This is a genomic window from Rikenella sp., from assembly GCF_056799795.1.
In genome coordinates, this window is record NZ_JBQIQO010000004.1 from 1 (window position 1) to 25,751 (window position 25,751).

General features: G+C 58.9%; 22 protein-coding genes. 10 read left to right on the top strand and 12 right to left on the bottom strand.

Going from position 1 to position 25,751, the window contains the following annotated elements:
• Positions 1–109: 109 nt before the first annotated feature.
• From ACTO3O_RS01780 to ACTO3O_RS01795, 4 genes are read right to left on the bottom strand one after another with little or no spacing between them, the layout of a single operon-like run.
• Positions 110–1,072, bottom strand: coding sequence for a hypothetical protein (locus tag ACTO3O_RS01780; protein ID WP_297830416.1), 963 nt, complete (start codon positions 1,070–1,072; stop codon positions 110–112).
• A gap of 3 nt (positions 1,073–1,075) precedes the next feature.
• Positions 1,076–1,585, bottom strand: a complete 510-nt coding sequence (locus tag ACTO3O_RS01785; protein ID WP_297830417.1) for a dihydrofolate reductase — start codon at positions 1,583–1,585, stop codon at positions 1,076–1,078.
• Positions 1,586–1,632: 47 nt separating this feature from the next.
• Positions 1,633–2,160 carry a GtrA family protein gene (locus ACTO3O_RS01790; RefSeq protein ID WP_297830419.1) on the bottom strand — a complete coding sequence of 176 codons (528 nt, stop codon included), beginning with the start codon at positions 2,158–2,160 and terminating at the stop codon, positions 1,633–1,635.
• Between the two features lie 4 nt (positions 2,161–2,164).
• The gene (locus ACTO3O_RS01795; RefSeq protein ID WP_297628412.1) at positions 2,165–2,737 is read right to left on the bottom strand and encodes a DUF3575 domain-containing protein; all 573 of its coding nucleotides are present in this window, start codon (positions 2,735–2,737) and stop codon (positions 2,165–2,167) included.
• A 53-nt stretch (positions 2,738–2,790) separates the two neighbouring features.
• Here ACTO3O_RS01795 and ACTO3O_RS01800 point away from each other — a divergent pair, with 53 nt between their 5' ends.
• The 7 genes from ACTO3O_RS01800 to ACTO3O_RS01830 all read left to right on the top strand — a co-directional run bounded on the left by ACTO3O_RS01800 (position 2,791) and on the right by ACTO3O_RS01830 (position 12,529).
• Positions 2,791–5,463, top strand: coding sequence for an SLBB domain-containing protein (locus ACTO3O_RS01800; RefSeq protein ID WP_297830421.1), 2,673 nt, complete (start codon positions 2,791–2,793; stop codon positions 5,461–5,463).
• Between the two features lie 21 nt (positions 5,464–5,484).
• A complete protein-coding gene (locus ACTO3O_RS01805) occupies positions 5,485–6,786 on the top strand; it encodes a 3-deoxy-D-manno-octulosonic acid transferase (protein ID WP_297830423.1) in 1,302 nt (433 codons plus the stop codon).
• An 85-nt stretch (positions 6,787–6,871) separates the two neighbouring features.
• On the top strand, positions 6,872–7,720 hold the full coding sequence (locus ACTO3O_RS01810) for a hypothetical protein (protein WP_294593093.1): 849 nt from the start codon (positions 6,872–6,874) through the stop codon (positions 7,718–7,720).
• Positions 7,721–7,897: 177 nt separating this feature from the next.
• Positions 7,898–9,316, top strand: a complete 1,419-nt coding sequence (rpoN, locus tag ACTO3O_RS01815) for an RNA polymerase factor sigma-54 (RefSeq protein ID WP_297830426.1) — start codon at positions 7,898–7,900, stop codon at positions 9,314–9,316.
• An 87-nt stretch (positions 9,317–9,403) separates the two neighbouring features.
• On the top strand, positions 9,404–10,945 hold the full coding sequence (locus ACTO3O_RS01820; protein ID WP_297830428.1) for a GDSL-type esterase/lipase family protein: 1,542 nt from the start codon (positions 9,404–9,406) through the stop codon (positions 10,943–10,945).
• Positions 10,946–10,956: 11 nt separating this feature from the next.
• Positions 10,957–11,751, top strand: a complete 795-nt coding sequence (argB, locus tag ACTO3O_RS01825) for an acetylglutamate kinase (protein WP_294593085.1) — start codon at positions 10,957–10,959, stop codon at positions 11,749–11,751.
• A gap of 13 nt (positions 11,752–11,764) precedes the next feature.
• Positions 11,765–12,529 (top strand): biotin--[acetyl-CoA-carboxylase] ligase, encoded by a 765-nt coding sequence (locus ACTO3O_RS01830; protein ID WP_297830430.1) that lies wholly within the window; start codon positions 11,765–11,767, stop codon positions 12,527–12,529.
• Between the two features lie 66 nt (positions 12,530–12,595).
• Here the strand turns inward: ACTO3O_RS01830 and ACTO3O_RS01835 are convergent, their stop codons facing one another.
• The 4 genes from ACTO3O_RS01835 to ACTO3O_RS01850 all read right to left on the bottom strand — a co-directional run bounded on the left by ACTO3O_RS01835 (position 12,596) and on the right by ACTO3O_RS01850 (position 17,411).
• On the bottom strand, positions 12,596–13,729 hold the full coding sequence (locus ACTO3O_RS01835; protein ID WP_297830432.1) for an aspartate aminotransferase family protein: 1,134 nt from the start codon (positions 13,727–13,729) through the stop codon (positions 12,596–12,598).
• Between the two features lie 216 nt (positions 13,730–13,945).
• Positions 13,946–14,938, bottom strand: a complete 993-nt coding sequence (gene argC, locus ACTO3O_RS01840) for an N-acetyl-gamma-glutamyl-phosphate reductase (RefSeq protein ID WP_297830434.1) — start codon at positions 14,936–14,938, stop codon at positions 13,946–13,948.
• Between the two features lie 329 nt (positions 14,939–15,267).
• On the bottom strand, positions 15,268–16,482 hold the full coding sequence (locus ACTO3O_RS01845) for an argininosuccinate synthase (protein WP_297627687.1): 1,215 nt from the start codon (positions 16,480–16,482) through the stop codon (positions 15,268–15,270).
• 332 nt (positions 16,483–16,814) lie between these two features.
• The gene (locus ACTO3O_RS01850; RefSeq protein ID WP_297627690.1) at positions 16,815–17,411 is read right to left on the bottom strand and encodes a GNAT family N-acetyltransferase; all 597 of its coding nucleotides are present in this window, start codon (positions 17,409–17,411) and stop codon (positions 16,815–16,817) included.
• A gap of 404 nt (positions 17,412–17,815) precedes the next feature.
• Here ACTO3O_RS01850 and ACTO3O_RS01855 point away from each other — a divergent pair, with 404 nt between their 5' ends.
• The gene (locus ACTO3O_RS01855; protein WP_298081114.1) at positions 17,816–17,974 is read left to right on the top strand and encodes a hypothetical protein; all 159 of its coding nucleotides are present in this window, start codon (positions 17,816–17,818) and stop codon (positions 17,972–17,974) included.
• 1,235 nt (positions 17,975–19,209) lie between these two features.
• On the opposite strand, the gene ACTO3O_RS01860 is transcribed toward ACTO3O_RS01855, so the two are convergent.
• Positions 19,210–20,982, bottom strand: coding sequence for a chloride channel protein (locus ACTO3O_RS01860; RefSeq protein ID WP_294594740.1), 1,773 nt, complete (start codon positions 20,980–20,982; stop codon positions 19,210–19,212).
• A gap of 249 nt (positions 20,983–21,231) precedes the next feature.
• On the opposite strand from ACTO3O_RS01860, the gene ACTO3O_RS01865 reads away from it, so the two are divergent.
• Positions 21,232–21,354: a hypothetical protein gene (locus tag ACTO3O_RS01865; RefSeq protein ID WP_297830438.1), complete on the top strand. Its 123-nt coding sequence runs from the start codon at positions 21,232–21,234 to the stop codon at positions 21,352–21,354.
• Positions 21,355–22,490: 1,136 nt separating this feature from the next.
• On the opposite strand, the gene rnc is transcribed toward ACTO3O_RS01865, so the two are convergent.
• The 3 genes from rnc to ACTO3O_RS01880 form a co-directional block, all read right to left on the bottom strand.
• Positions 22,491–23,222, bottom strand: a complete 732-nt coding sequence (rnc, locus tag ACTO3O_RS01870) for a ribonuclease III (protein ID WP_297831499.1) — start codon at positions 23,220–23,222, stop codon at positions 22,491–22,493.
• 96 nt (positions 23,223–23,318) lie between these two features.
• A complete protein-coding gene (gene fabF, locus ACTO3O_RS01875; protein ID WP_294593647.1) occupies positions 23,319–24,587 on the bottom strand; it encodes a beta-ketoacyl-ACP synthase II in 1,269 nt (422 codons plus the stop codon).
• A 162-nt stretch (positions 24,588–24,749) separates the two neighbouring features.
• Complete coding sequence (locus ACTO3O_RS01880; protein ID WP_294593649.1) at positions 24,750–24,986, bottom strand: acyl carrier protein; 237 nt, start codon at positions 24,984–24,986, stop codon at positions 24,750–24,752.
• A 156-nt stretch (positions 24,987–25,142) separates the two neighbouring features.
• Here ACTO3O_RS01880 and purN point away from each other — a divergent pair, with 156 nt between their 5' ends.
• Positions 25,143–25,745, top strand: a complete 603-nt coding sequence (purN, locus tag ACTO3O_RS01885; RefSeq protein ID WP_297831504.1) for a phosphoribosylglycinamide formyltransferase — start codon at positions 25,143–25,145, stop codon at positions 25,743–25,745.
• Positions 25,746–25,751 lie beyond the last annotated feature (6 nt).

Below are 25,751 nucleotides of genomic sequence, written 5' to 3' on the forward strand. Positions count from 1 at the left end.
GCGTGGCGCGCGGCTGTTCTACGGGAGGGTACTGCCCTCGGGCCGGGCGGGCCCCACGTCCCGTGGACGGGAAATGCTTACGCATTTCAACTGGCAGCCTCGGCCCAACCTATTGTTCGCACACAGACCTTAATTCTCTCGCGCGCCGCCAGCGCTCCGACAACCGCATCGTCCAAACAACCGCCATCGCCATAATCACCCGGGGTACCAACAGCCAGAATAACCCCAAACCCAAAGTAAAATAGAGCAACGTATCCTCCAGCGTCGAGTGCGTCATCGCCGCATGGGCATTCAACAGCCGAGCGTCGCGACGAGCGATCCGCCCCGACTCCACCTCGCCGATCATCACCGAAGCCCCATAGGCCAGGCCCAGCGTATTCAGCACGATCCAAAGAAATGCGCAATCCCGCGAAAGACCGAAAAACCGCATGACCGAAGCCATCGGAGCGGTCAGGTAGTCGATCAGCGAAAATTCTCGCAAAATCTGTTGCAGGACATTCAGGCTGACGATCATCGCCAGCATCAGCGGGAAAAGCCGGGCCTGCGTCAGCGCCCAGTTCCGCAAGATCGCTCCGAACGACAGCTCGCCTGCCTCGCGATGCTCCAACAGGAGCCTCCCCGTAAAATCCGCCGGCAGAATCCGATTCAATATCCATGCCGTAAAGATCGCCATCGTCAGCCGCAAAGCAGCCATCCCCCACCCAGACCGGCAACCCGAACGACGCTGAACCACCGACTCCACGATCAGGTTATGGGCAATCAGCGTCATCACCGCCACGATCGTCACGCTCCGAAAATCGAGATTCAACGTCCCCATCACGCCGATCGCCGCATAGATCGAAGTCAAAGTAGCCGTCAGAAAAGTCAGCACCCCCTCGCCGTCGAGCCCGATGTAGGAGAAAGCCGGCGTCAGCCACCGCGAGATCGTCCCGATCACCCCCAGCCACTGCAACACCGCCACACCGAACGTAATCGGCAACATCATCTTCACCAGCCACCACCAGGTACGCACACCGGCCTGCACGCCCTGCACCAGGCAGCCGAGCGCCCGAAATTTCAATGCCTGTTGCATGCTCTACTGTCGTTTGATACGAAGATAGTCGATAAATTCGAATCCCGGAACCGATCCGTCGAGGGCCGCCGGATGAGCCTCGCGCCACACTTCGCGCCACTCCTCGGGCCGCACCTCCGGAAAGTAAGTGTCTCCCTCCGGCCGGGCCGCGATACGGGTGAGGTAGAGTTTGTCGGCCAACGGCATGGTTTGGCGGTAGATTTCGCCGCCGCCGATAACGAAGAGCTCCTCGTCGGAGTCGGCATACCGCGCAAAAGCCTCTTCCGGCGAAGCCACGACCACCACCCCGTCCGGCACACGGAAATCCGCCGCCCGGCGCGTCACGACGATGTTGGTACGATTCGGCAAGGGCCGTCCGCCGAGCGATTCGAAGGTCTTGCGCCCCATCACCACCGGATGGCCCGTCGTGATGCGCTTGAACCGCGCGAGGTCTTCGCGCAGATGCCACGGCATCCGGCCGTCGCAACCGATAACGCCGTTTTCGGCAACTGCTACGATAAGGGAGAGAATCATACCCGAAGTGTCGTTCTGAATGTTTCGGCAAAGGTAAGGAATCTCCGTCATTCCGCCTCCCCGGCCGGTTCGTCCGACGACGGACAACGGTGGGTGCGGAAGGTATAGAACCGCTGGGCCAGATAGCTGAAAAGGGTGGTGACGACCTGCAAGGCGGCATACGACAGCGAAGGATAGCATCCCAGCACATCCACCAACAGTTTCAGTCCGAAATAGTTGATGGCGATATTGACCCCGACCACCTGGGCATAGCGAAAGAGCTGTTTGGCGCCGTGCACCTGCGAGCGGTCGAAGGCCACTTTCCGCACCAGCCAGAATCCGGTGAAAAAGGTGATGACGAAAGCGATCAGAAAGGCGAGAATCGGGGCCGAGACGGTGACGATGCCGAAATCGGTGTCCCGTTTGCCGAGCACATAATTGAAGCAGAACCAGTAGAGTACCAGATTGAAGAGCAGGTTCAGCCCCCCTACGAACGCATACCGGAAGGTCTCCTGCGGCACGAACCGCCGCAAGGGTTTGAGATAGAAAAGGTCGGCCAGTTTGGCGACGAATCCGTGTATAGCCGTCAAAACCATCGATTTATTCGCTCTTGCGCCCCATTCCCAGCCGGTAGACGAAGGTCACCCCCGCTTTGTAAGGAATCCACTCGCCGCTCGCGTTCCAGTCCGCATAATGCTGTCCGGTGGTCCGATCCACGCCGTAGTACCAGCCGTAGTGCCAGCCGCCGCCGACATAGAAGTCCATCCCCCACCGCCGCGCGATATCGATCTGCCCCCCCAGCGTAAGCCCGATACAGGTCCCGTAACCATGCTGCACGTCGGTCTTCGGGTGATCCCACTTGCTCACTTCGTACCAGTCGTACGAGACATATGCCCCGGCATAAAATCCCCGGAAAGCCTGCTTGGGATAGAAACGCACCTCAGGAATCACCTGCACCCCCTTCATCGGCCGCCCTTTGACGCTCTCCCACGGCGACCAGACGACATCGCCGTTGAAAGTGAACCGGTTGCCGAGCCGCGTCTCGACCGACATATTAGGCACCCCCACGGCCCAATACAAGGCGTTCCACTTCAAAGCCGTGCCCTGGGCCGCCGACCGGGCGACACACATCGCCAGAAAAAGAAAAACCGAAACCGCAATTTTACGCCGCATAAATCGTTGGTTTAACACACCAAAGATAGCATAAAATATTATCTTTGCCGAAAATGGTAATTTTATCGATGAAGTGGCACCTGTTTTTGGCCTCCGTACTGGGCGGCGGCATGATGTGGGCGACCGGCCTGTCCACGGCTTCGGCCCAAAACCGCGAAATCACGCCGGAGATGATCCGGCAGGCGCAGGCGGCGGGCTATAACCCCGATCTGCGCGAGGGGCTGGAGGGGCTCGGGGACTTGGAAAAGCTGAAAAACAAAGTTTCGTCGGCCACCAAGAACTCCACGACCGACAAGGGAAAGCTGGACAAGCAATCGACTTCGACCGACCGGACGCGAAAGGATTCCGACCTGAAAAATCTGGAGTACGACCGGCGGAACAACGGGGTGGATACGCGCGGGACGGACTATCGGCGGGAGCAGGAGCGACAGAACGACTACCGGGTGCGTACCATTCGGGATCAGGACGGGAATCTGGTGGACGCCGAGACAGGTGAGATTTTCGAGACGGCCGACGGCACGGTGACGACGGCCGGGAAACAGAATATGACGGCGGGGAGCAGGACGGTGACCGACCCGCGGCTGGACGCCTCGGGCAAGCTGACACCGGAGGAGGAGCAGCGGCTCAAAGATGCCGAAAAACGGATCCAGGACTCGGTTTTGCGGAACAGCGTCTTCGGACGGGAGATTTTCTCGGCCCGGAACCTCACTTTCGCGCCGACCTATAACCTGCCCACGCCGGCCAACTATGTACTGGCGGGGGGCGACCAGCTCTTCATCGACCTCTGGGGAGATGCCGAGGCCAATTACGACCTGAAGGTGAGCCCGGACGGAATCATCGCCATCCCGGACGCCGGGGTGGTACAGGTGGGGGGACTCACGATCGAGGCGGCGGAAAAACGGATCCGGAACAAACTGGCTAAATCGATCTCGGGACTCAACGACGGCTCGGTGCAGCTCAAACTGTCGTTAGGCAACATCCGCTCGATCAAGGTCAACATCATCGGCGAGGCGTCGATGCCGGGGACTTACACGCTGCCGTCGCTGGCCACGCTGTTCAACGCGCTGTACGAGGCGGGAGGGGTGAGCGACATCGGCTCGCTGCGGAGCATCAAACTGATCCGGGGAAATAAACAGGTGGCCGAGCTCGACGTCTACGACTACCTGCTGGGGGGGAAGCAGGAGGTGAACGTGGGGTTGCAGGACAACGACATGATCGTGGTGCAGCCGTACGAAAACTTAGTCAAAGTGACGGGGAAGGTGAAGCGGCCGCGGATCTATGAGCTCAAAAAAGGCGAGACGGCGGCCAATTTGTTGGACTATGTCGGGGGGTTCATGGGGGAGGCTTATAAAGACAACCTGACGGTGAACCGCAAGTCGGGCCGGATGATGAGCGTGCACAGCGTGCCGGCGGAAGATTTTGCGATATTCGCCATGGCCGACGGCGACAGTGTGGCGGTGGGCGAGGTGATCCGGCAGTATGCCAACCGGGTGACGATCGACGGAGCGGTGTGGCGGCCGGGAGACTACGAACTGGGCGACAGCGTGACCACGCTGCGCCAACTGATCGAACGGGCGGAAGGGATTCGCGGCGACGCGTTGACGAGTCGGGCGCAAATCGTGCGGCTCAACGACGACTACACGTTCACCGTGGAGGCGATCGACCTGCGGGGGGTGCTGGACGGGACGGCGGCAGACATCCGGCTCCGACCGGAAGACCTGGTGCGGATTCCGTCGATCAACTCGCTGCGCGAAGGGTACACGATTGAAGTGAAAGGCGAGGTGAATACGCCGCAGACGCTGCTCTACCGCGACAATATGACCATCGAGGATGCTATTCTGATGGCCAACGGGCTCAAGGAGTCGGCGTCGCTGGCCCGGATCGAGGTGGCCCGGCGGGTGAAAAACCCCAACTCGACGGAGCAGTCGGATCGGATCGCGGAACTCTTCCAGTTCAACATTCCGGCCGACCTGGGGCTTTCTTCCGAAACCGCATCTTTCAAATTACAGCCGTTCGACCAAATCTACATCCGTCGGTCGCCGGGATATAACGAACAGACCAGCGTATTTGCGCAGGGCGAGCTGCTTTTCGACGGCGAATACGTGCTCTCGACCAACAACGACCGACTGAGCGATCTGGTGGCCAAGGCGGGGGGCTTGACGACGGAGGCTTATGCGCCGGGAGCTTACCTGAAGCGGAAGCTGACCGAGGAGCGCTTGGCCCGGTTGGAGACGCTGGCCGACCTCTCGGCCCGGGGACGCTCGGCGACGGGGGACACCATCGTGCTGAAACAGATGGAGGTGGGAGACTACTTCCCGATCGCTATCGACCTGCCGGCCGCGCTGGCCAATCCGGACGGACTGGACAATCTGGTGCTGGAGGACGGCGACATTCTGATGGTGCCGAAGTTCAACAACACGGTGACGATCAGCGGCGCAGTGCTCTATCCGTGTACCGTCACCTACGTCGAGGGGCAGAAGATCAGAGACTACATCGCTCGGGGCGGCGGATATGCCGACCGGGCCAAGAAGCGGCCTTTCGTGATCTACGCCAACGGGCTGCCGGACGCCAAGCGGGGCGGCAAGTGGCCGAAGGTGGAGCCGGGGTGCGAGATCGTCATCCCCTCGAAACCGCCGAAGGGGCGCGGGATGAGCGCGGCCGAGGTGATGGGGTTGATGACCAATACGGTTTCGATGGCGGCGATGCTGACCTCGATTATCAAGTAACCACTCGGATCGGATTAGACCGTGAAATACCTGTATAACTGTTCCATACGCGCTTTCAGCCTGGCCATCGCGCTGGCCGCGCCGTTCCACCGGAAAGCACGGCTTTTGTGGCGGGGACGGAGGGGCTTGTTGCGGCGGATCGAGCGGGCGGAAGCCGCGGCTTTTTCGGCGGGAGGAGGCTTGCAGACCATATGGGTGCACTGTGCTTCGCTCGGGGAGTTCGAGCAGGGGAGGCCGCTGATCGAGGCGATTCGGGCGAAACATCCGGTCGGAACGCCGGATTACCGGCGGATCGTACTGACCTTCTATTCGCCGTCGGGGTACGAAATCCGGAAAGATTACCCGCTGGCGGACGCCATCTACTACCTCCCGGCGGATACGCCGCGGAACGCACGGCGATTCGTGGCGGCGGTGAGGCCGGAACAGGCCGTTTTCGTCAAGTACGAATACTGGTACAACTACCTCTCGACGCTGCGGGATTTCAGAGCGAAGAGTTGTGTAGTGTCGGCGATTTTTCGTCCGGACACCGTTTTTTTCCGGAAGAATGCCATGGGGCGGTTCATGCGCCGGACGATCGGGCTGCTCGACCGGTTTTTCGTCCAGAACGACGATTCGGCACGATTGTTGGGTTCGATCGGATTCGGGCCGGAGCGGGTGACGGTGAGCGGAGACACGCGGTTCGACCGGGTCGTGGCATTGGCCGATTCGGCGGCGGCTCGGGAAATGCCGTGGGTGGAGGCTTTCGTGGAGGGCGTTCAGGAGCCGGTGATGGTCTGCGGCAGCACGTGGGGGCCGGACGAGGAGATATTGCTCGAACTGATGCACGCACGGCCGGAGATGAAGTTCATCGTGGCGCCGCACGAGCTGGATTCGGCACGGATCGACGCCCTGATCGACAGGAGCGGGCGGAAAGGGGTGCGCTACACGCATCTGACCGCGTCTGACGATGGGTCGACGGAAATTTTGCGGGAGGCCACATTATTGGTGATCGACACGATCGGGATGCTGTCGGGCGTTTATCGATACGGACAGCTGGCCTATATCGGCGGGGGGTTCGGACGGGGGATACACAACACGTTGGAGGCGGCGACATGGGGGATGCCGGTGCTCTTCGGGCCGAAATACGAAGCTTTTGCCGAGGCGGTGGAGCTGGTGGCTTTAGGAGTGGCGGCCTCTGTGTCGGGGGCGGAGGAGTTGAAGGCGACCGTGGCGGCGTGGGTGGACGATCCGGAGACGCTGCGGAGGCGGGGAGGATCGGCAGGGGAATATGTCCGAAGCCGGGCGGGGGCGACCCGAAAGATACTCGACGCGCTGGGCATGTGACCGAGACGCTCGCCGAAGGGGCGGCAATTTTGTCAGTAATTCTGAAATCACTACATTTGCTCACGTAATAAACCAGTTACGCGCTATGTCAAGATTCATCATACGATTCGCTCTTCCGGCGCTGATGCTCGGAGGGGTCGTTCTTTTCTCCTCCATCGAGGAGCTCCCGGCCCGGAACCGGCGGGCGGCGCGGCAGCGGGCCGAAGCGCTCAGCTACCAGCAGGCCGGAGGGGTGGCACCCAAAAAAGGCGAATGGGTCGACCCGAACGCCACGGTGGTGCGGGGAACGCCGCGGGCGCAACTCAATCCGTCGGGACGGCTCGTCTGCAACCTCTCGGAACGGCGGGCCGAGCTGCAACGACAGGTCGATATGCTCGGAGCCGAGCTCCGGACGGCACGCGGGCCGAGGGCACGGAAAATCACCAAAGAGCTGGCGGAACTGGCAGATCAGATCGCGGTGCTGGATCGGAAACTCGAATCGCTGCCTCAGGAGCGTACCTTTTCCGACATCTACTCCAGCGGACGGTCGTTCCGGCACTTCGTTGATTCGCTCGTAGACCTGCGGATCCAGGAAGAGGGATATGTGAAGGGGACGGGCGAAGTGACCGCTACCGAAAGCTATGTCGCACCGACTCAGACGGCACAGGCGGCGATTCCGGCCGAATCCAGAATCGTCTTCCGGATTCAGGTGGGACTCACGGCGAGACCGAGCGAAGATACCTACTCCGACGTACAGGGGATTCGGATGGTGCGCAGACCGGACGGGAAATACGCCTACTACTACGGCGCCTATCCGACCCATGCGGAGGCACAGGCGGCTTGCCGGCGCTTCCGGGCGACCCATCCGCGGTATCGGGACGCCTTCGTGGTGGCTTTGCAGGGGGGGCAGCGGATCAGCGTGCAGGAAGCGATGCGCCTGACCGGAGGGATGTAGCGAGGCGGGAGCGGGCCTGCGTGACAGGCACACCTTTTTTCCATTCCCGGCGAAAAATTCCGATCGCCGCTCGTCCACACGAAACGAGCGGCGATTTTCATAGAAAGAAATCAGCCCGAAAATCCGTACATTTGCCTGAATTACCGTTTATACGCAGCTAACCACAACCTACTTTTTATGGCGGCCATCAGTCAAAGTTTAGAACAGAAACTCCAACAGCGGCTCTCGCCCCAACAGATACAAGGCATCAAGCTGCTGGAGCTGCCCACGCTCCAGCTCGAACAGCGCGTCAAACAGGAGATCGAAGAGAATCCGGTGCTCGAAGAAGAGGAACGCGAACCCGAAACGGACGAAACACAGCTGACGCTCGAAGACTACCTCCGGAACGAAGAGAGCGCCGCCTCGTATAAGCTCAAAGTCAACAACACCTCCAAGGACGACGACAGACGGTCGCCCACCTTGTCGCAGGGGATGTCCCTCCAGGATTTCCTGATCGAACAGCTCGCCTACCACGACCTCGACGAGCGCGAAATGACCATTGCCCGATTCATTATCGGGACGCTCGACGACGACGGCTACCTGAGGCGGCCCATCGCCTCAATCGCCGACGACATCGCGTTTACACAGGGGATCGAGGTAACCGAGCAGGAGGTGGAACGGATCGTAGGCGTCATCCAGATGCTCGACCCGGCGGGGATCGGGGCGCGGAACCTCGGCGAGTGTCTCATTATCCAGCTCCGGGCCTTGCGCGAGCAGACACCGGCCGTGAAGCTGGCCATTGCGATTCTTTCCGACCACTACGACGCTTTCCTGAAGAAGCACTACGAGCGGATGATCCGGCGGTTAGGGGTGACCGAAGAGGAGTTCCGGGCGGCGCTGGAGGAGATCATGCACCTCAACCCGAAGCCCACCAACGGATATGCCGACGAGAGCTCGGCCGCTTCGCCCAACATCATTCCCGACTTCCTGCTCGACTACAACAACGGCAACTTCGACCTCCAGCTCGCCTCGCGGAGCGTGCCCGACCTGAAGATCAACAGCGGCTACCTGCGGATGGCGGAGCGGGCTCTGAACACCTCGGAACAGAGCGAGGCGGACAAGGAGGCCTTGCAGTTTATCAAACAGAAGATCGAGTCGGCCAAATGGTTCATCTCGGCCCTCAAGCAGCGACAGGAGACCCTGATGAAGACCATGCGGGCCATTCTCCACTTCCAGCACGACTTCTTCGTCGAAGGCGACGAAGCCAAGCTCCGGCCGATGATCCTCAAAGACATCGCCGACGCCACGGGGTTCGACATCTCGACCATCTCGCGGGTGGTCAACAGCAAGTACATCCAGACCCACTTCGGCGTTTTTCTGCTGAAATACTTCTTCTCGGAAGGGCTGCTCACCGAGAGCGGCGAAGAGGTCTCCACGCGCGAAATCAAACGCATACTGGCCGAAGCGATCGAGGGCGAGGACAAGCGCGACCCGCTGACCGACGAGGCCTTGATGGATACCCTGACGGCCAAAGGATACAAGATCGCCCGACGGACGGTGGCCAAGTACCGCGAGATGCTCGGCATTCCGGCTTCGCGGCTCAGGAAAGAGCTGTAACCGGCTTCCACACCTTTGGGGCCGTCGACCACTCGTAAAACAGCTACCTTTTTATAACCCCGGCGCACGATGCGCCCCTCTGTCGATATGAAAAACTACATCCGCTACGCTTTCGGACTGGCCCTGCTGGTCGTCCTGATGACCGTCGGACTGAACTATATTCCCGAGAACGCGGTTCGCGCTGTCGGGCTCAAACCCGTCGATATCCTGGCCGACCTCAACGAGGGGAACACCGTCGCGAACCTCGACCAGCTGGTGGGCGAAACCGAAGCCGGGCGACGGCCGGAGGGGGGCGAATACGTAGCCCGTTCGGTGTCGGAACCGGACACCGTCGCTTCGGCGGCGGGCGACAGCACACGGGCGGTGAGCACCATCTTCGTAGAGCCGGAACCGGAGCCGGAGGAGACGGGGCGGGCGGCGGATACGGCCCGTACCCTTTTCGACACCGCTTTGCCGAGCGTGACGGCTCCTGCCGACACGACGGCTGCCGAGGAGCGGGCGGGCGCGACGACGACACAAACCGCTCAACCGACACAGGGGGTGATTCCGATCATGGACTACTCGTCCGACGGGAATATGCTGCGCAATTTCATGGGGAAACTCGGCCGGACGCGCCAGATGCGGCGGCCGGTGCGGATCGGCTTCATGGGCGACTCGTTCATCGAAGGCGACCTGCTCACTTCGGACTTCCGCGAGTTGATGCAGACTCGGTACGGAGGCGGAGGGGTCGGCTTCGTGCCCATTACTTCGCAGGTCGCAGGCTTCCGCCAGACGGTGGGACACAAGTTCGGCAAATGGAAACAGAGCTCGATCGTCAATAACAAATCGGGCGCCTATACCATCTCGGCTTTCCGCTACACGCCGTCGGAAGACAGCTACGTGGAGTACAAGGGCTCGTCCAACAAGAAACACCTCGACCGGTTCCGGCGGGCGCGGCTGCTCTTCATCAGCAAAGGACAGTCGGTGGTGCGGGCGACGGTCAACGGCGAACGGGAGTTCCTGCTCAACACCGAGCCTTCGGAGGCGTTGCAGGAGATGACCATCGACGAAGATATCCGGACGATCCGCTACTCGGTCAACGACGTCGAGGGTTTTACGGCCTACGGGGTCTTTCTGGAGAATCCGACGGGCGTCTGCGTCGACAACTTCTCGGTGCGGGGCAATCCGGGGACGGTCATGGGGCGGATCAACCCGACGCTCACGAGCCAGTTCGGCAACCTCTCTCCCTACGACCTGATCATCCTGCAATACGGCCTAAACGTGGTATCGAGCCAGGTGACGGACTATTCGACCTACCGCAAACAGATGGCTGCGGTGGTGAACCACATCAAACGGTGTTTCCCGGGGGTGGCGATTCTGATCATGAGCGTGGGCGACCGGGCGACGCGGGACAACGGAGCGTTCGTCACGATGCCGGGCATTCGCGCGATGGTCTCCACTCAGGAAGAGGTGGCCAAAGAGTGCGGGGTACTGTTCTGGAACACCTACGACGCGATGCGGGCGGCGGGCGGCATGGGCGCTTTCGTCAAGAACGGATGGGCGGCCAAGGACTATACGCACATCTCGGCACGGGGCGGCAAGAAGATCGCCACGGCCCTCTACGACGCATTCCAGGCGGCAGGAAAGTAATGGTAACGACGATGGAAACACTGAAAGTCATTAAGATCGGCGGAAACGTGGTCGATCATCCGGAGAAATTACAGCAGTTTTTACGCGACTTCGCGACGCTCGAAGGGCATAAAGTGCTGGTACACGGCGGGGGCAAAGTGGCGACGGCTATAGCGCGGGGGCTCGGCATCGAAGCGCAGATGATCGACGGGCGGCGGGTGACCGATGCCGAAATGTTGCGCATCGTCACGATGGTCTACGCAGGCTTGATTAACAAAAATATCGTGGCCGCTTTGCAGGAGGAGAGGTGCAACGCGCTGGGGCTCTGCGGGGCGGACGGAGGGCTGATCCGTTCGAAACGGCGGCCGGTGACTGCGAAGGGGATAGACTACGGCTTTGTGGGCGATCCGACCGATTTCAACCTCGACACCGCTGCGACGCTGATCGAGGGAGGTTTGGTACCGGTCGTGGCGCCGATTACCTTCGACGCGGATTCGGAAACGGGGGGCGGCTTGCTCAACACCAATGCCGACACGGTGGCGCAGGCGGTGGCGGTGGGGCTGGCGAAACGGTATGCCGTCGAGCTGGTCTACTGCTTCGAAAAGCGGGGTGTGCTCAAGGATGTGGAGGACGACAATTCGGTGATCTCCGGAATCGACCCGGCCCTCTACGAACGGCTCAAGGCCGACGGGGTGGTGGCGGACGGGATGCTGCCGAAGCTCGACAACGCCTTTACGGCCATCCGGTCGGGGGTGAAAAGCGTGGTGATCTGCGCTGCCGAGCGGCTGACGCTGCCGGGCTACGGGGGGACGACACTCACCCTTTGATCGACGGGAGGAGATGGAGTATCGGATTGTTCGGTTAGAGGAGGTCACCTCGACGAACGACGTGGCGATGGCTTCGCCCGCTTCGTATCGCGAGGGGACGATCATCACGGCGCAGCGCCAGACGGCGGGACGGGGCCAGCGGGGGAATCGCTGGGTGAGCGAGCCGGGCGTGAACCTGATGTTTTCGTTGGTGCTGGAGCCGACGCACGTACCGGTCGAACGGCAATTCCGGATTAGCGAAGCAGCGGCGCTGGCGGCGAGCGATGCGGTGCGGAGGGTGACACGGGGGGCGGTGGCGTGCGATATCAAGTGGCCGAACGATCTCTATGTCGGCGACCGGAAGCTCGGCGGGATCCTGATCGAGCACTCTCTCCAAAGCGAATACCTGAGCCGGTCGGTGATCGGCATCGGCATCAACGTGCGGCAACGGGAGTTCGACCCTTCGCTGCCCAATCCGACTTCGATCGCCAACGAGTTGCCGCCGGATGCGGCGCCGGTCGCTCCGGACGAGCTGTTGGCTGCGTTTTGCGAGGCTTTTTCGCTGCGTTATGCACAAGTGGGGACGGATGCCGGGTGCAAGGCTTTACACGCCGATTTTACGGCCCGTTTGTGGCGGGGAAAGGCTCGGGAGAGCTATTCTTATCGCGATGTCGCTTCGGGCGAGCGGTTCGAGGCGACGGTGGCGGGGGTGGACGCGGATACCGGAGAACTGATTCTGCGCCTCTTTTCGGGCGAAATCCGACGATACTGGTTCAAGGAGGTCGAAGCGATCTTTTAATTGCAAAATCGGGGCTCTATTCCTTCCGGAATAGAGCCCCGATTCCTATCTCCGCCCCGAAGAAAGTTACGCCAACAGTTTGCGCAGCGAAGCTAGCAGCCGGTCGCAATGCGCCTGCGTAATATTCAAGGCAGGCAAGAGCCGGAAGGTGTTCTTGTCGGACGACGACCCCACGAAGATATGTTCGTCGAACAACAGCCGTTTACGGAACGGCGCGCTCTCTTCGTTCAGTTCGACGCCGATCATCAGCCCTTTGCCGCGCACCTCTTTGATGTTCGGCAATTTCTTCAATTCGGTCATCAGGTAGTCGCCCATCTTCTTCGCATTCTCCACCAGTTTGTCTTCGGTCATCACCTCGGCCACCGCCAGCGCAGCGGCGCAAGCCAAATGGTTCCCGCCGAAGGTCGTCCCGAGCATGCCGTATTTCGGCGCGATGTGCGGCGCAATGGAGACGGCAGCCACCGGAAACCCGTTCCCGATCCCTTTGGCCATGGTGTAGATATCGGCATTGACTCCCGCCCAGTCGTGGGAGTAGTATTTCCCGGTTCGTCCGCAGCCGCACTGCACGCTGTCGGCGATATACAAGGCTCCATACTGGTCGCAAAGCGAACGTATTTTCCGCAGGTAGTCGTCGGAGGCGATCCGAATCCCGCCGACGCCTTGGATCCCTTCCAAAATCACGGCAGCAATCTCGTTCCCTTGTGTGGCAAACAGTTTTTCGAGTTCCTGCTCGTCGTTCAGGGTGACGAAAATGACGTTCTCTGTCCGGTTCACCGGCGCGGTGATATTCGGATTGTCGGTCGCGGCGACGGCGAGCGAGGTCCGACCGTGAAACGCGCCGTGCATGGCGACGATCTTTTTCCGTCCGGTGTGGAACGAGGCGAGTTTCATGGCGTTCTCGTTGGCCTCGGCTCCGGAGTTGCACAGAAAGAGCTGGTAATCATCATGTCCGGACAGTTTGCCGAGTTTCTCGACGAGCTCTTTCTGGGCGCTGATCCGCACGGAGTTGGAGTAAAATCCGACTCTACCGAGCTGGTCGGTCAGCCGCTTCACATACCGCGGATGGGTGTGCCCGATCGAGATCACGGCGTGGCCGCCGTAAAAATCGAGGTATTCTTCTCCTTTTTCGTCCCACACGGTGGAACCTTCCGCTTTGACGATCTCGATGTCGTAAAGGGGATATACGTCGAATAATTTCATGGTCTGTCGTATTTTATGCTTCTTTATATCTGTCTTTGCCCAGGAGGGTACTGTTCTTTTTAACTTCGCTCCGCTCGTTTTCCTCCTCGCCGCTCGGCAATTTGCAAACTACGTTTGCATTGCTCTCGCTGGCAGCGTCGGTTGTGAACAAAAAGAACCAAAAAAACTTTCGGCGATACTTCGTATCGCATGGGCTGCCGTAGTCAAAGCGAATGACTAAAAAGCCAGCGGTTTGAGGTGGAGCCCCATCGTTTCCGGGAGACCGCACATCAGATTCATGTTCTGCACCGCCTGACCAGATGCACCCTTCAACAGGTTGTCGATCGCAGACATAATCAGCAGTTTGCCCTCGTGCACCGTCAGGTGGAGCAGGCACTTGTTCGTATTGACCACCTGTTTCAGCGAAATCGCCTTGTCGCTAACGTGCGTGAAAGCCGCCGAAGCATAGTAATCCTTATAAATGGCCTGTGCCTCTTCCAAAGTTCCGGCGAAGTCGGTATAAACCGACGCGATAATCCCTCGCGTAAAGTCCCCCCGGTACGGAATGAAGTTCACCGCCCCGTCGAAAGCGGGTTCGAACGTCCGGATCATCTGCCCCACTTCGCGCAAGTGCTGGTGTTCGAACACCTTATAGGTGGACAAGTTATTGGCCCGCCACGAGAAATGCGACGTCGCTGCGAGCTTCTGCCCCGCTCCGGTCGAGCCGGTCGTGGCCGAGATATGCACATCCCCGCGGATCAATCCCTTGGCGGCCAAGGGCAACAGGGCGAGTTGCAAACAGGTGGCGAAACATCCCGGATTGGCGATGTTTTTCGCCTCTTTGATAGCCTCCCGATTCTGTTCCGGCAGGCCGTAGACAAACTCGTGCCCGTCGATAGCGGTGTCGGGTGCGATCCGGAAGTCCTGCGAGAGGTCGATTATCCGCACATCAGCGGCAATCTTATTGGCCTCCAGGAATTTCCGGGCGTCTCCGTGTCCGACGCACAAGAACATCACGTCGACTTTCGGCAGCTGACTGATCGGCGAGTCGGTGAACCGCATCTCTGTATCGCCGAACAAATCGGCGTGCACGTCGCTAATCAGGTTCCCGCCGTTCGAGTTGCTGTGCACATACGCGAGCTCGACGCCGGGGTGGTGTATCAACAGACGCACGGCTTCGCCGCCGGTATAACCGGCCCCTCCGATAATTCCTACTCGTATCTTCTCCATAATTTTAAAATTAATCGTTCTTTTATCGGTACCTGCCCAGGAGGGTACTGTTCTTTTTGTGAACAAAAAGAGCCAAAAAAACTTCAGAGCGCATCCCTGCGGGATGCTCTGGCCGTGTCTGCCCGATTGGTTGGGCTGGATTTTCGGCGAGCGCGCTAATAATGGGCGAGAACCCCACGCGCGCCTCGCCTGAAAATCTTAGCCCAACGAACGAGGCGGAGATAACCCGTGGTCGTCCCACCGGGACGACCTCTGCAAAAGTTCTTTGGGTACCTTTCTTTCAAGAAAGGTACGGTTCTATCCGGCACAAAGTACAGATAAGCGAACGGTTATTTTTCGATTTCGGACGGATTGACCGCGTAATAGATCGCGTTTTGGTTGCCGAAAATCTTGCCGAAACCCTTGACATCATCCGACGTCCAGTTGCTCATCGTTTCGCCGTAAGCCCCGAACTTGTTCGACATCAGATCGTGTTTCGACTCGATCCCCACCACGAAGAACCGATAAGGCAGCAAGTCGACGAAGACATCCCCCGTCACATTCCGCTGCGAGCTGTCGAGGAATGCCTCCATATCGCGCATCACCGGATCGTAGTACTGGCCCTCGTGGAGGTAGTTTCCGTAGAAAGCCGAAAGCTGGTCTTTCCAGAAGAGCTGCCACTTGGTCAGCACGTGTTTTTCGAGCATGTGGTGCGCCTTGATGATAATCATGGGCGCAGCCGCTTCGAACCCGACACGGCCCTTGATCCCGATAATAGTATCCCCGACGTGCATATCCCGCCCGATGGCATACGGCGCGGCGATATGCTGCAAATCCTGGATAGCCTTTACTTTATCGTCGTAATGTTTGCCGTCGATCCCCACGAGTTCCCCTTTCTCGAAAGTCAGCGTAATGCGCTTGGCGGGCGCGTCGTGGGCCACTTTGAGCTGGCAGGGGTAAGCCTCTTCGGGCAGGGTCTCGGACGAGGTGAGGGTCTCTTTCCCGCCGACCGAGGTGCCCCAAATCCCCTGATTGATGGAGTATTCGGCTTTCTTGAAGTCGAAATCGACGCCGTGGGAACGCAGATAGGCGATCTCTTCCTCGCGCGAAAGGCGTTTCTCGCGGATCAGGGCGATTACTTCGATCTCGGGCGCGATGATGTTGAAAATCATATCGAACCGCACCTGGTCGTTGCCTGCGCCGGTCGAACCGTGGCACAAGTAGTCGGCGCCGATCTCCTTGGCGTATTTGGCGATGGCGGTGGCCTGCGAAATCCGCTCGGAGCTGACCGAAATCGGATAGGTGCTGTTCTTGAGCACGTTGCCGAAGATCATGTATTTGATGCTCTGTTCGTAGTAGGTGTGGGATACGTCGAGCCGTACATAGCTGGCCACTCCCAAGCCTTTTGCACGACTTTCGATTTTGTCGAGCTCTTCTTTCGAGAATCCGCCGGTGTCGGCCAGGGCGGCGTGCACTTCGAGTCCCATCTCTTTGGCGAGGTAAATCGCGCAATACGAGGTATCCAATCCGCCGCTAAAGGCGAGCACTACTTTCTTCTTTTCCATATCTAAATTTCTGTTAATTATTCGATTATGCTGCTCCCATCCGGACGGAACTGCCGCTTTTTGGAAAAAGCGGCACCAAAAACTTTTATGCTAGCTACGCTATACCTTAGGCTCCGCAGTACTCATTCTGCGTGACTGCTTTTGGGTCGGGACAACGGCGCGCATGGGGTTTAGCTCGCATTAGCGCGCCGTTTGCTCCCGACCCAAAGAAGAGTCCGAGAACCGGGCCGCCGGCAGCTTGAGGATGCGAAGCATCCGTCTAAAGTTTTTTTGGTTCTTTTTGTTCACAAAAAGAACAGTACCCTCCAAGTGAGGTGCAAATAATCGAACGGTTATTTAAAGTTTTCAGGTTTGGGGAGATCCGTCGGCCAAGGGACACGAATCGTATCTTCCGCCGGGTCGAACAACATCGCCGTACAGAGGCAATTTTTGTGTTGTTTGCTCTGGAGGATCGGGAAGTTCACACAGCTCTCGCAGCCTTTCCAGAACGTTTCGTCGTCGGTCAGCTCCGAGAAGATCACCGGCCGATAGCCCAACTCGTTGTTGATCTTCATGACCGGCAGCCCTGTGGTGAGCCCGAAGAGTTTAGCCCCCGGGAATTTCACCAACGAGAGGAAGAAGGTTTTGGTTTTGATCGCTTTGGCCAACCCCAGTTTGCGAAACTCCGGATTGATAATCAGCCCCGAGTTGGCCACATAGCCGTTGTGTCCCCAGCTTTCGATGTAGCTGAATCCGGCCCAGCGTCCGTCTTTGTGGAATGCTACGACAGCTTTGCCTTCGCGCATTTTCGAAGCCACGTACTCCGGGGTACGTTTCGCGATACCCGTACCGCGCGCTTTGGCGGATTCGGCCATCTCGGTGCAGATCTCCTGAGCGAAACGGGTATGTTCCTCGCCTGCAACGAGGACGTCAAAATCATCAATAGTCATCTTGAGTACAAGAGATTTATGTAAAAATGTCGGTTATTTTCCGGTGAAGGAAGAAAAACACCCGCGCCGGCATAACGCATGTACCCATGGCACGCAAGCCGAAAAAGCAGTATGAAGCGGGGTGCAAAAGAGGAATCCCCCTCTGTGTGTACCTCCGTCGAGGGAGGGTGCGCAGAGGGAACTTATCGTCGTCGTCGCAAAGAGAGTGCGCAGATATTCACGATCGTCCTCGGTTTCCGGTTTTGAAATAACGGAGCAAAGGTATATAAAATTTTTCAATAATGACTCCAAGAGGGATTTTTCGTGTGCGCAGATCGAAATTCGAGAGACTGAGAGCTGATTATTGGGGGAGAAGGCCCTGTGAGTGCGCCCCGGGCTACCGCGGTGCGGGAGAGAAAAGTTCATTGGGCGATCTGGTCAGTGTGGCGGGGGGAGGTTTCAACTGGTCTTCCGCAGCGAGCGGCATCTATGGGTCTTATCTACTCTCTTATGTGTCGAATCTTAATCCAAGCAATTCCAATGCCCGCGCCTACGGTTTTCAGTTGCGTTACCTCTCGGAATAAACGCGCCCAAAGGGCGTTTTAATGGCAGCTTCTACCCTACTTTAGTTTGACCGCAGTGGGTCGGACACCCGGGAGTACCGGGTTCGGTCTGTTCGTCTTTCGTTTAAGCGGCTCGCCGCCGGCGGTGAGTGCAACGAGCTCCGACGAGTTGCAGCCCGCCGCTGGCGGCGAACTGCGCGGCTCAATGAGCCGCAGAAGCTCAGCCCATTCACCGCCCCAATTCTGTCGGATTCGGGCCGCGCGCTACCATTTATCACAACCTAAATCTGTTGTGTTCGGCCTGTCGCCCATCCCCCCGAAGCCGCTACGCAGCTTGAGCGACAAGGCCGGCGACCTAAAGGTCGCAACAATTCCGGCACCAGCACCACCCCATTCTGTCAAGTTCGGGCTGCGGCGTCCGGCCCGGGCATCGAAGATGCCCCGCCGCAGGCCCGGCGATTCTACGAACCGCAAAAGCACAGCATTTTTCTGTCGGATTCGTCCTCGGCGCGCCCCCCACGCGCCGCTATAGCGTCGCCCTCGCCGAGGACGGCGATTCCCTTCGGAATCGCGCTATTCGCTCTCGGCCCAAATTTCAACCCAAAGCTCAACCCAGCGCGGCGCGAAAACCGTAACCGATTTTCCCGCCCGAAGAACAGGTACAGCCCAAGGCTCCGCCTCGTGTCCGCCTCACTGCGGCTCCGCTGTCGCTCCGCCGCGTTTTACCGTCGCCCGCGGCAATTCTTGCCGGATTGGCCGAGCGCCAACCGGCAGAATATACCCTCTTAAGCGGGCGGGCGACGGATTTTTGCTCGGAATCAAGTTTTTCGCGCGCCTGCGCGATTCATTCTATTTCGGCGATAGCCGAAATAGTTGAATCGCTCCTTGAGGCGGGGCGCGCGGCTTTGGCTACAGGAGGGTACTGCGCTCGGGCCGCGCGGGCCCCACGTCCCGTGGACGGGAAATGCTGGCGCATTTCAACTGGCCGCCTCTACCCCTATTCTCTGTCCGCGCGCTGGCGGAAATCTTATTCAAACGCGAATCACGCGTTTGAATGATTTCCTTCTTCAGCAGTCGCGCGCGGTCGAGCTTTGTCCCGCCTGAAACTGCCCTGCACGGGCGGCGTCCGGCTAATAAGGCCAAAACAGCCCTGACAAAACGCCCGGTGGGCGCACCGGCGGGACGGAGCGATACTACGTATCGCTAAGGCAGCCTCGGCCTCAAGTCATAACCAACAGCCGAAGCAATGGCAAAGACTACTCGTCGCTCATGTGTGCCAGCTGCTCGCGATAAGCCGTCAGAAGTTTCGACTTCGACAGGAAGCCCAGATAGTGCCCCGTCTCATCCACCACAGGCAAATTCCAAACCCGCGTCTGTTCGAACTTCTCCATGACGCTGCGAATCGGCTCGTCCGGATGAATACGTTCCGGAGGCTGCGACATGTAGCGAGTCAGCGGATCGGCATACTTGTCCGCATCGAACATGTCCGCCCGAATGTCATCCATCGTAATCACCCCCATCAGCTCGCCCCGCAGGCTGACCACCGGAAAAATATTCCGACGCGTATGTTCCACCGCCCGGATCACATGCCGCAACTTGCCGTTCAAAGGCACCGTCTCGAAATCGTATTCGATCAACGACCGCGTATGGAGAAACTGCATCGTATTCTCATCCTTGTTACGAGTCAGCAACTCGCCCCGCGCCGCCAGCCGTTTCGTATAGATCGAATAGGGTTCGAAATAGTAGCTCACGGCGAACGACACGGCCGAAGCCAGCATCAGTGGCAAAAAGAGAACGAAACCGCCCGTCAGTTCCGCCACGAGAAACATCGAGGTGATCGGCGCTTTCATCACCCCTCCCATCACCGTCGCCATCCCCACCAGCGTAAAACCCGCCACAGGGAGCTCCGTGCCGAAGAGGCGGTTGCAGACGATGGCGAAAAGATAGCCCTGCATCGCCCCGACGAACAGCGACGGAGCAAACGTCCCCCCTACCCCTCCCGAAGCGTTCGTCAGGGTCATCGCCGCCACTTTGAAGACCAGAATCCCGGCCACGTACAAGACGATCATCCAAAACGCGTCGCGCCACTCGTAAAAGAGCGATTGGTCGAAAATCGAGGCCTGCTGACCGGTCATCAGCTGCGTGATGGTCTCATACCCCTCGCCGTACAACGGGGGAAAGACGAAGATCAAGGCTCCCAGCACCAGTCCTCCGATCAGTACGCGGGAGCGTTGTTTCCCGATCGCTTTGATCCGGCCCTCGATCCGCATCGAGGCGCTGGCGAAGAAATAGGAGACGCAACCGCCGACGATACCCAACAAGGCGTAAAACGGGATCTCTTTCAGCGTAAAAGTCGGGGCGACGCCGGCGAAAAACGGCTGCATATCGACCAACAGATAGGTGGTAGTCGCTGCGGTCACTGAGGCCAGAATCAACGGAACGACGCTGGTGAAGGTGAGTTCGAGCATCAGGACTTCGATCACGAAGACGAAGCCAGCGATCGGGGCTTTGTAGACGGCCGCGATGGCGGCTCCGGCGCCGCATCCCAGCAAAAGGGTGATGTATTTGTAATTCAGCCTCAGGAGTTGCCCGACCGTCGAGCCGATGGCGGCTCCGGTCAGCACGATCGGGGCTTCGGCTCCGACCGAACCGCCGAAACCGATGGTAGCGGAGCTGGCCAGTAACGAGGTGTAGCAGTTATGGGGTTTGATCCTCGATTCGCGGCGCGAGATGGCATAAAAAATCCGGGTCACGCCGTGCGAGATGTCGTCTTTCACCCAATATTTGACGAAGAGGACCGTGACGGCGATCCCGATCATGGGATAGAGAAAATAGAGGATATTGGCGACTTCGATATCGGCCCAGGAGGTGAGTCCCTGTTTGATGAGGTGGATACAGCCGCGCAGGAGGTGTCCTGCGATGCCGGCGGCGATGCCGACGAGCACGGCGAGGATCAGGATGAGTTGTCGTTCGGAGAGCCGCTTGGAAAAGCGTGTAAACCAGCGGTAGAGTGTTTCGGTGGATTTCAAGGCGAAGACTTGTTATTCCGGTCTATACCATCGCCGTCCGGGGACTTCGATTACGGGGTGTGTTTCCTATAATTCGAGGGCCGAGGCGCGTAATTGGGGGCTAAGATAGCGATTTTTCGACTTCGGCGGTTTCGGAAGGATGGGTGCGGAGGCAGCTGCGAATCGCCCTCCGGCTGCGCCCCGGGCTACCACGACGCGGGTAACGAGGGTTGTTTTGGAGCACTCGTCACTACGGGTACGGTCGGATCGGTGTGGTCTGCTTCGACGGACTCAGAGGGTGGGATCTACTTGGATTTCAATATGAATTATTTCTATTCCGGCCGGGCGCACAATCGCGCCTACGGTCTTCTGTTGCGTTGCCTCTCGGAATAAACGGGGGCACAACGTCTTTTAATGGCAGCCTCGGCCCTACTTTTGAGCTGAATCCTGCGGTTCGCAGAACCGCGCTATTCGCTCTCGGCCTATAGCAGTTCGCCACCAGCGGAGAGCAGCAACGAGCTCCGACGAGTTGCAGCCCTCCCCCTGCCGGGGCGGCGGACTGCGCGACCCAAAGGGGCGCAGAAGCTCGGCCCAACTCTCTAAAATTCGCCTCGGCACGCAATCCTTTCACCGCTCCAATTCTGTAAGATTCGTCCTCGGCGGGCCCCCTCGCACCAAAGTTTTCCCTAATCCGTCCCAATTCTTTGAGGTTCGGGCTGCGGCGTCCGGCCCGGGCATTGAAGATGCCCCGCCGCAGGCCCGGCGGTTCTGCGAGCCCCAAAAGCTCAGCCAACAACTCGGCCCGGCGCGGTGGGAAAACCGTAGTCGGTTTTCCCACCCGAAGAACAGGCACGGCCCAAAGCTCGCCCCAGTTCTCCGCCCCGTGTCTGCCTCACTGCGGCTCCGCTTGCGCTCCGCCGCCTTTTCGCGCGCCTTGGGAAATCCTGTCAAAACGCACAAGCGCATTTTGACGATTTCCCTCTTAAGGCGTGGCGCGCGGACGGGCATTGACCCGGCTGAAACTGCCCTGCGCGGGCGGCGTCCGGGTGACCCCGGCGGGACGGAGCGATACTGCGTATCGCTTAATCTGCTCAACCCAATTCTTGGTGCGCGCCTGCGCGATTCAACTATATTCGGCTTACCGCCGAAATAGTGGAATCGCTCCTTTAGGCGTGGCGCGCGAGCAACTGGAAAGTAATAACGGCCGCGCGCCATGACGCGAACGCGTCGGCCAAGCGGGCCACACGTCCCGTGGACGGGAAATGCTGCGCATTTCCACTGCCAGCCTCTACCCCCATTCTTTGTCCGCGCGCTGGCGGAAATCTTATTCAAACGCGAAACACGCGTTTGAATGATTTCCTACTTCAGCGGGCGCGCGCGGACGGGCATTGACCCGGCTCGAACTGTTCTTTCTGTGAACAGAAAGAACCAAAGAAACCATCCCTACGGGATGCTCTGGCCGGGTCTAACCGCATGCGTAAAACCGCGGTAGCCTCGGCCCAACCCTTTACTTTAATAATCTGTTCCACTTAACCTCCGACGCCGAGTTGCTTGTAAGCATCGTGTGCCGCGAGCTGTTCCGCCTCCTTTTTGGAGCGGCCGTCGCCATAGCCCGCTTTCTCGCCGTCGATCCAAAGCTCAGACTCGAAATGGGGAGTCAGTTCGACGTGATCGGCACACTCCCGACTGCGAAACGCGATATTTCGGTGATGCTTCTGCCCCCACTCGATCATCCGACTCTTGAAATCTTTTTCGGTCTGCTCCAGCGCCTCCAGATCCACGTGACGCGCGAACACCGACTCGATCAGCACCCGTCCCGTAGTCTCGTACCCCCGATCTAAATAGAGCGCCCCGACCAACGCTTCGAACGCGTCGCCGTAGATGTTGTTCCGGCTCGCTACTAAGCTCGACGGGTGAGCGACGATCACGTCGTCGAGACCCAGCTCCAACGCCACCCGATTCAGCGTCTCGCGACTCACCATCCGCGAACGCAACTTGCTCAGAAATCCTTCGTTGGCCTCCGGATACTCGATAAAGAGGAGTTCCGACACCACCGCCTCGATCACCGCGTCGCCCAGAAACTCCAGCCGTTCGTTATTGACCGTCCGACCGTCGTCCACCGTAACCGATGCGGAACGGTGCACCAAAGCCAGTTTGTAGAGCTCCACGTTGTTCGGAATGATGCCGAAGATACGTCGTATCAGGCGATAATAGAGCCGGTCGGAGGATGAAGGCCGGCGAAAAAGACGATGCCAGATCATGAGGTGTATCGATGAAAAGAGCCCGGGCTGTCGCACGAAAAGCGCGACAGCCCGGACGAAATGTTAAGAGAAGCGGGTTTCCACGCAATCGGAAAACTACCGCACTTTTTTGAAAATCACGGTCGAGTTGTGCCCCCCGAAACCGAACGTATTGCTCAACGCGCAATTGATCTCCCGCCGCTGTGCCTTACCCAGCGTGAGGTTGATTTTCGGATCGATATGCGGATCGAGTTCGGTCACGTTAATGGTCGGCGGTACGATCCCCTTGTCGATGGCCATGATACAAGCCAGCGCCTCGATAGCCGCAGCGCCGCCCAAAAGGTGCCCGGTCATCGATTTGGTCGAACTGATGTTCATGTCGTAGATATGCTCCCCGAAAACCGTCTGGATCCCGGTGAGTTCCGGCCCGTCGCCCGCCGGGGTCGAAGTTCCGTGGGTATTGATATAGTCCACCTCTTCGGCAGCAATCCCCGCGTCTTTCAAGGCTTCGCGCATGGCGCGCGCAGCGCCCGAGCCTTCCGGATGCGGAGCGGTCAGGTGGTAAGCGTCCGCGCTCATCCCCCCGCCGACCACTTCGGCATAAATTTTCGCGCCACGGGCCTTGGCGTGTTCATACTCTTCGAGCACCAGAGCCCCTGCGCCTTCGCCCATCACGAAGCCGTCGCGACCCGTGTCGTACGGCCGCGAAGCGGTAGCCGGGTCGTCATTTCTGGTAGAGAGCGCCTGCATGGCGTTGAACCCTCCGATCCCCGCCTGATTGATAGCGGCTTCCGAGCCTCCCGATACGATGACGTCGGCTTTCCCCCACCGAATGAGGTTCAGGGCGTCGATAAAGGCATGGTTAGACGACGAGCAAGCCGAAACCGTACAGTAGTTGGGCCCGCGGAACCCGTATTTCATCGAGATATGCCCTGCGGCGATATCCGCGATCATTTTCGGGATGAAGAACGGGTTGTATTTCGGCGTCCCGTCGCCGTGGGCGTAGTTCATGACTTCGTTGAAGAAGGTCTCGATGCCGCCGATCCCCGAAGCCCAAACGACCCCTACCTGATCCAAGTCGATAGCGTCGATCGCTTTCCCTTCGGCATCGGTGAGCCCCGCATCTCCGAGCGCCTCTTTGGCTGCGACCAGCGCGAACTGGGTGAATCGGTCGTATTTGCGGGCCTCTTTGCGGTCGAAGTGTTCGTTGGGATCGAACCCTTTGACTTCGCAGGCGAATTGGGTTTTGAATTTCGAAGCGTCGAAATGGGTGATCGGAGCGGCTCCGCTGACCCCTTTTTCGAGGTTCTCGAAGTATTCTGCGGCGTTGTTCCCCAGCGGGTTGATCGTTCCGATACCCGTTACTACTACTCGTCTCAAGTTCATAAAGGATTTAAGTTGAATGGGAGTGATCCGACCGAAAGACGGCGGGCTCCGTGCGAAAGCCGCCGGCGCCGCGGTTCGGGTCAAAACAGAGACTGTTCCGAACGCTATATTGCTAAAGTGTCCGAAACAGTCTTATACTGAGTCTACAACCGAATCGGTCGCTTAGTTCTTTTTGCCTTCGATGTAGGTAATGGCGTCACCCACGGTAGCGATCTTTTCAGCGTCTTCGTCCGGAATCGAGATTTCGAATTCTTTTTCGAATTCCATGATCAGTTCGACGGTGTCCAGCGAGTCGGCGCCCAGATCGTTGGTGAAGCTGGCGGTAGGAACCGCTTCCGAAGCATCCACGCCGAGTTTATCGACGATGATTTCGACTACTTTTGAAGAGATTTCAGACATAGTGTTCTTAATTTAGGTTTGACAATCTAAGTGCGTGTTTTCGGATCGAAATGTTGTCCCGACGCAGGACAAAAGTATGGTTTTTTTCTGAAATTCGGGCGGCGGGTCTGTTTTTTTTGTACTTTTATTTGCCGAATTCAACACAAACGACTCATTATGATTAACATAGCGATTTTCGCATCCGGTTCGGGGACGAATGCGGAGGCGATCATGCGGCATTTCGAAGGTTCGATGCGGGGGCGGGTGGCGTTGCTGCTCTCGAACCGCGAGGATGCCTACGCTTTGAAACGGGCCGAGGGGTTCGGGGTGCCGACGGCGGTCTTCACGCGCGAGGAGTTCGGCGAACCGGGGGGACGGGTGGCATCGTTATTGCAGGAACACGGGATCGACTTTATCGTCCTGGCGGGTTTTCTGTGGCTGGTGCCTCACTATCTGACGGATGCCTATGCGGGACGGATCGTGAATATCCATCCGGCGCTGCTGCCGAAGTTCGGCGGGCGGGGGATGTACGGCGACCGGGTGCACCGCGCGGTGATCGAGGCGGGAGAACGGGAGTCGGGCATCACGATCCACTGGGTCAACGAACGGTACGACAGCGGGGACACGATTTTCCAGGCCACGGTGGCGGTGGACGCCGACGACACGGCGGAGACGCTTGCCGCGAAAATTCATGTACTGGAGCACCGCCACTTTCCGACGGTGATCGAAGAGACCATCGCCGGTTTGTCACCGATCGACACAAAACAGAACACCAAATAAGCTGAC

Bases quoted from the DNA above. Each gene is read 5' to 3' on its own strand.
- rpoN (WP_297830426.1), top strand. From the start codon at position 7,898: ATGGCGGCCATCAGTCAAAGTTTAGAACAGAAACTCCAACAGCGGCTC.
- ACTO3O_RS01790 (WP_297830419.1), bottom strand. From the start codon at position 2,160: ATGGTTTTGACGGCTATACACGGATTCGTCGCCAAACTGGCCGACCTT.
- ACTO3O_RS01835 (WP_297830432.1), bottom strand. From the start codon at position 13,729: ATGAAATTATTCGACGTATATCCCCTTTACGACATCGAGATCGTCAAA.
- ACTO3O_RS01780 (WP_297830416.1), bottom strand. From the start codon at position 1,072: ATGCAACAGGCATTGAAATTTCGGGCGCTCGGCTGCCTGGTGCAGGGC.
- ACTO3O_RS01845 (WP_297627687.1), bottom strand. From the start codon at position 16,482: ATGGAAAAGAAGAAAGTAGTGCTCGCCTTTAGCGGCGGATTGGATACC.
- argC (WP_297830434.1), bottom strand. From the start codon at position 14,938: ATGGAGAAGATACGAGTAGGAATTATCGGAGGGGCCGGTTATACCGGC.
- ACTO3O_RS01820 (WP_297830428.1), top strand. From the start codon at position 9,404: ATGAAAAACTACATCCGCTACGCTTTCGGACTGGCCCTGCTGGTCGTC.
- ACTO3O_RS01800 (WP_297830421.1), top strand. From the start codon at position 2,791: ATGGTAATTTTATCGATGAAGTGGCACCTGTTTTTGGCCTCCGTACTG.
- ACTO3O_RS01830 (WP_297830430.1), top strand. From the start codon at position 11,765: ATGGAGTATCGGATTGTTCGGTTAGAGGAGGTCACCTCGACGAACGAC.
- fabF (WP_294593647.1), bottom strand. From the start codon at position 24,587: ATGAACTTGAGACGAGTAGTAGTAACGGGTATCGGAACGATCAACCCG.
- rnc (WP_297831499.1), bottom strand. From the start codon at position 23,222: ATGATCTGGCATCGTCTTTTTCGCCGGCCTTCATCCTCCGACCGGCTC.
- purN (WP_297831504.1), top strand. From the start codon at position 25,143: ATGATTAACATAGCGATTTTCGCATCCGGTTCGGGGACGAATGCGGAG.
- ACTO3O_RS01880 (WP_294593649.1), bottom strand. From the start codon at position 24,986: ATGTCTGAAATCTCTTCAAAAGTAGTCGAAATCATCGTCGATAAACTC.
- argB (WP_294593085.1), top strand. From the start codon at position 10,957: ATGGAAACACTGAAAGTCATTAAGATCGGCGGAAACGTGGTCGATCAT.
- ACTO3O_RS01785 (WP_297830417.1), bottom strand. From the start codon at position 1,585: ATGATTCTCTCCCTTATCGTAGCAGTTGCCGAAAACGGCGTTATCGGT.
- ACTO3O_RS01810 (WP_294593093.1), top strand. From the start codon at position 6,872: ATGTCAAGATTCATCATACGATTCGCTCTTCCGGCGCTGATGCTCGGA.
- ACTO3O_RS01795 (WP_297628412.1), bottom strand. From the start codon at position 2,737: ATGCGGCGTAAAATTGCGGTTTCGGTTTTTCTTTTTCTGGCGATGTGT.
- ACTO3O_RS01850 (WP_297627690.1), bottom strand. From the start codon at position 17,411: ATGACTATTGATGATTTTGACGTCCTCGTTGCAGGCGAGGAACATACC.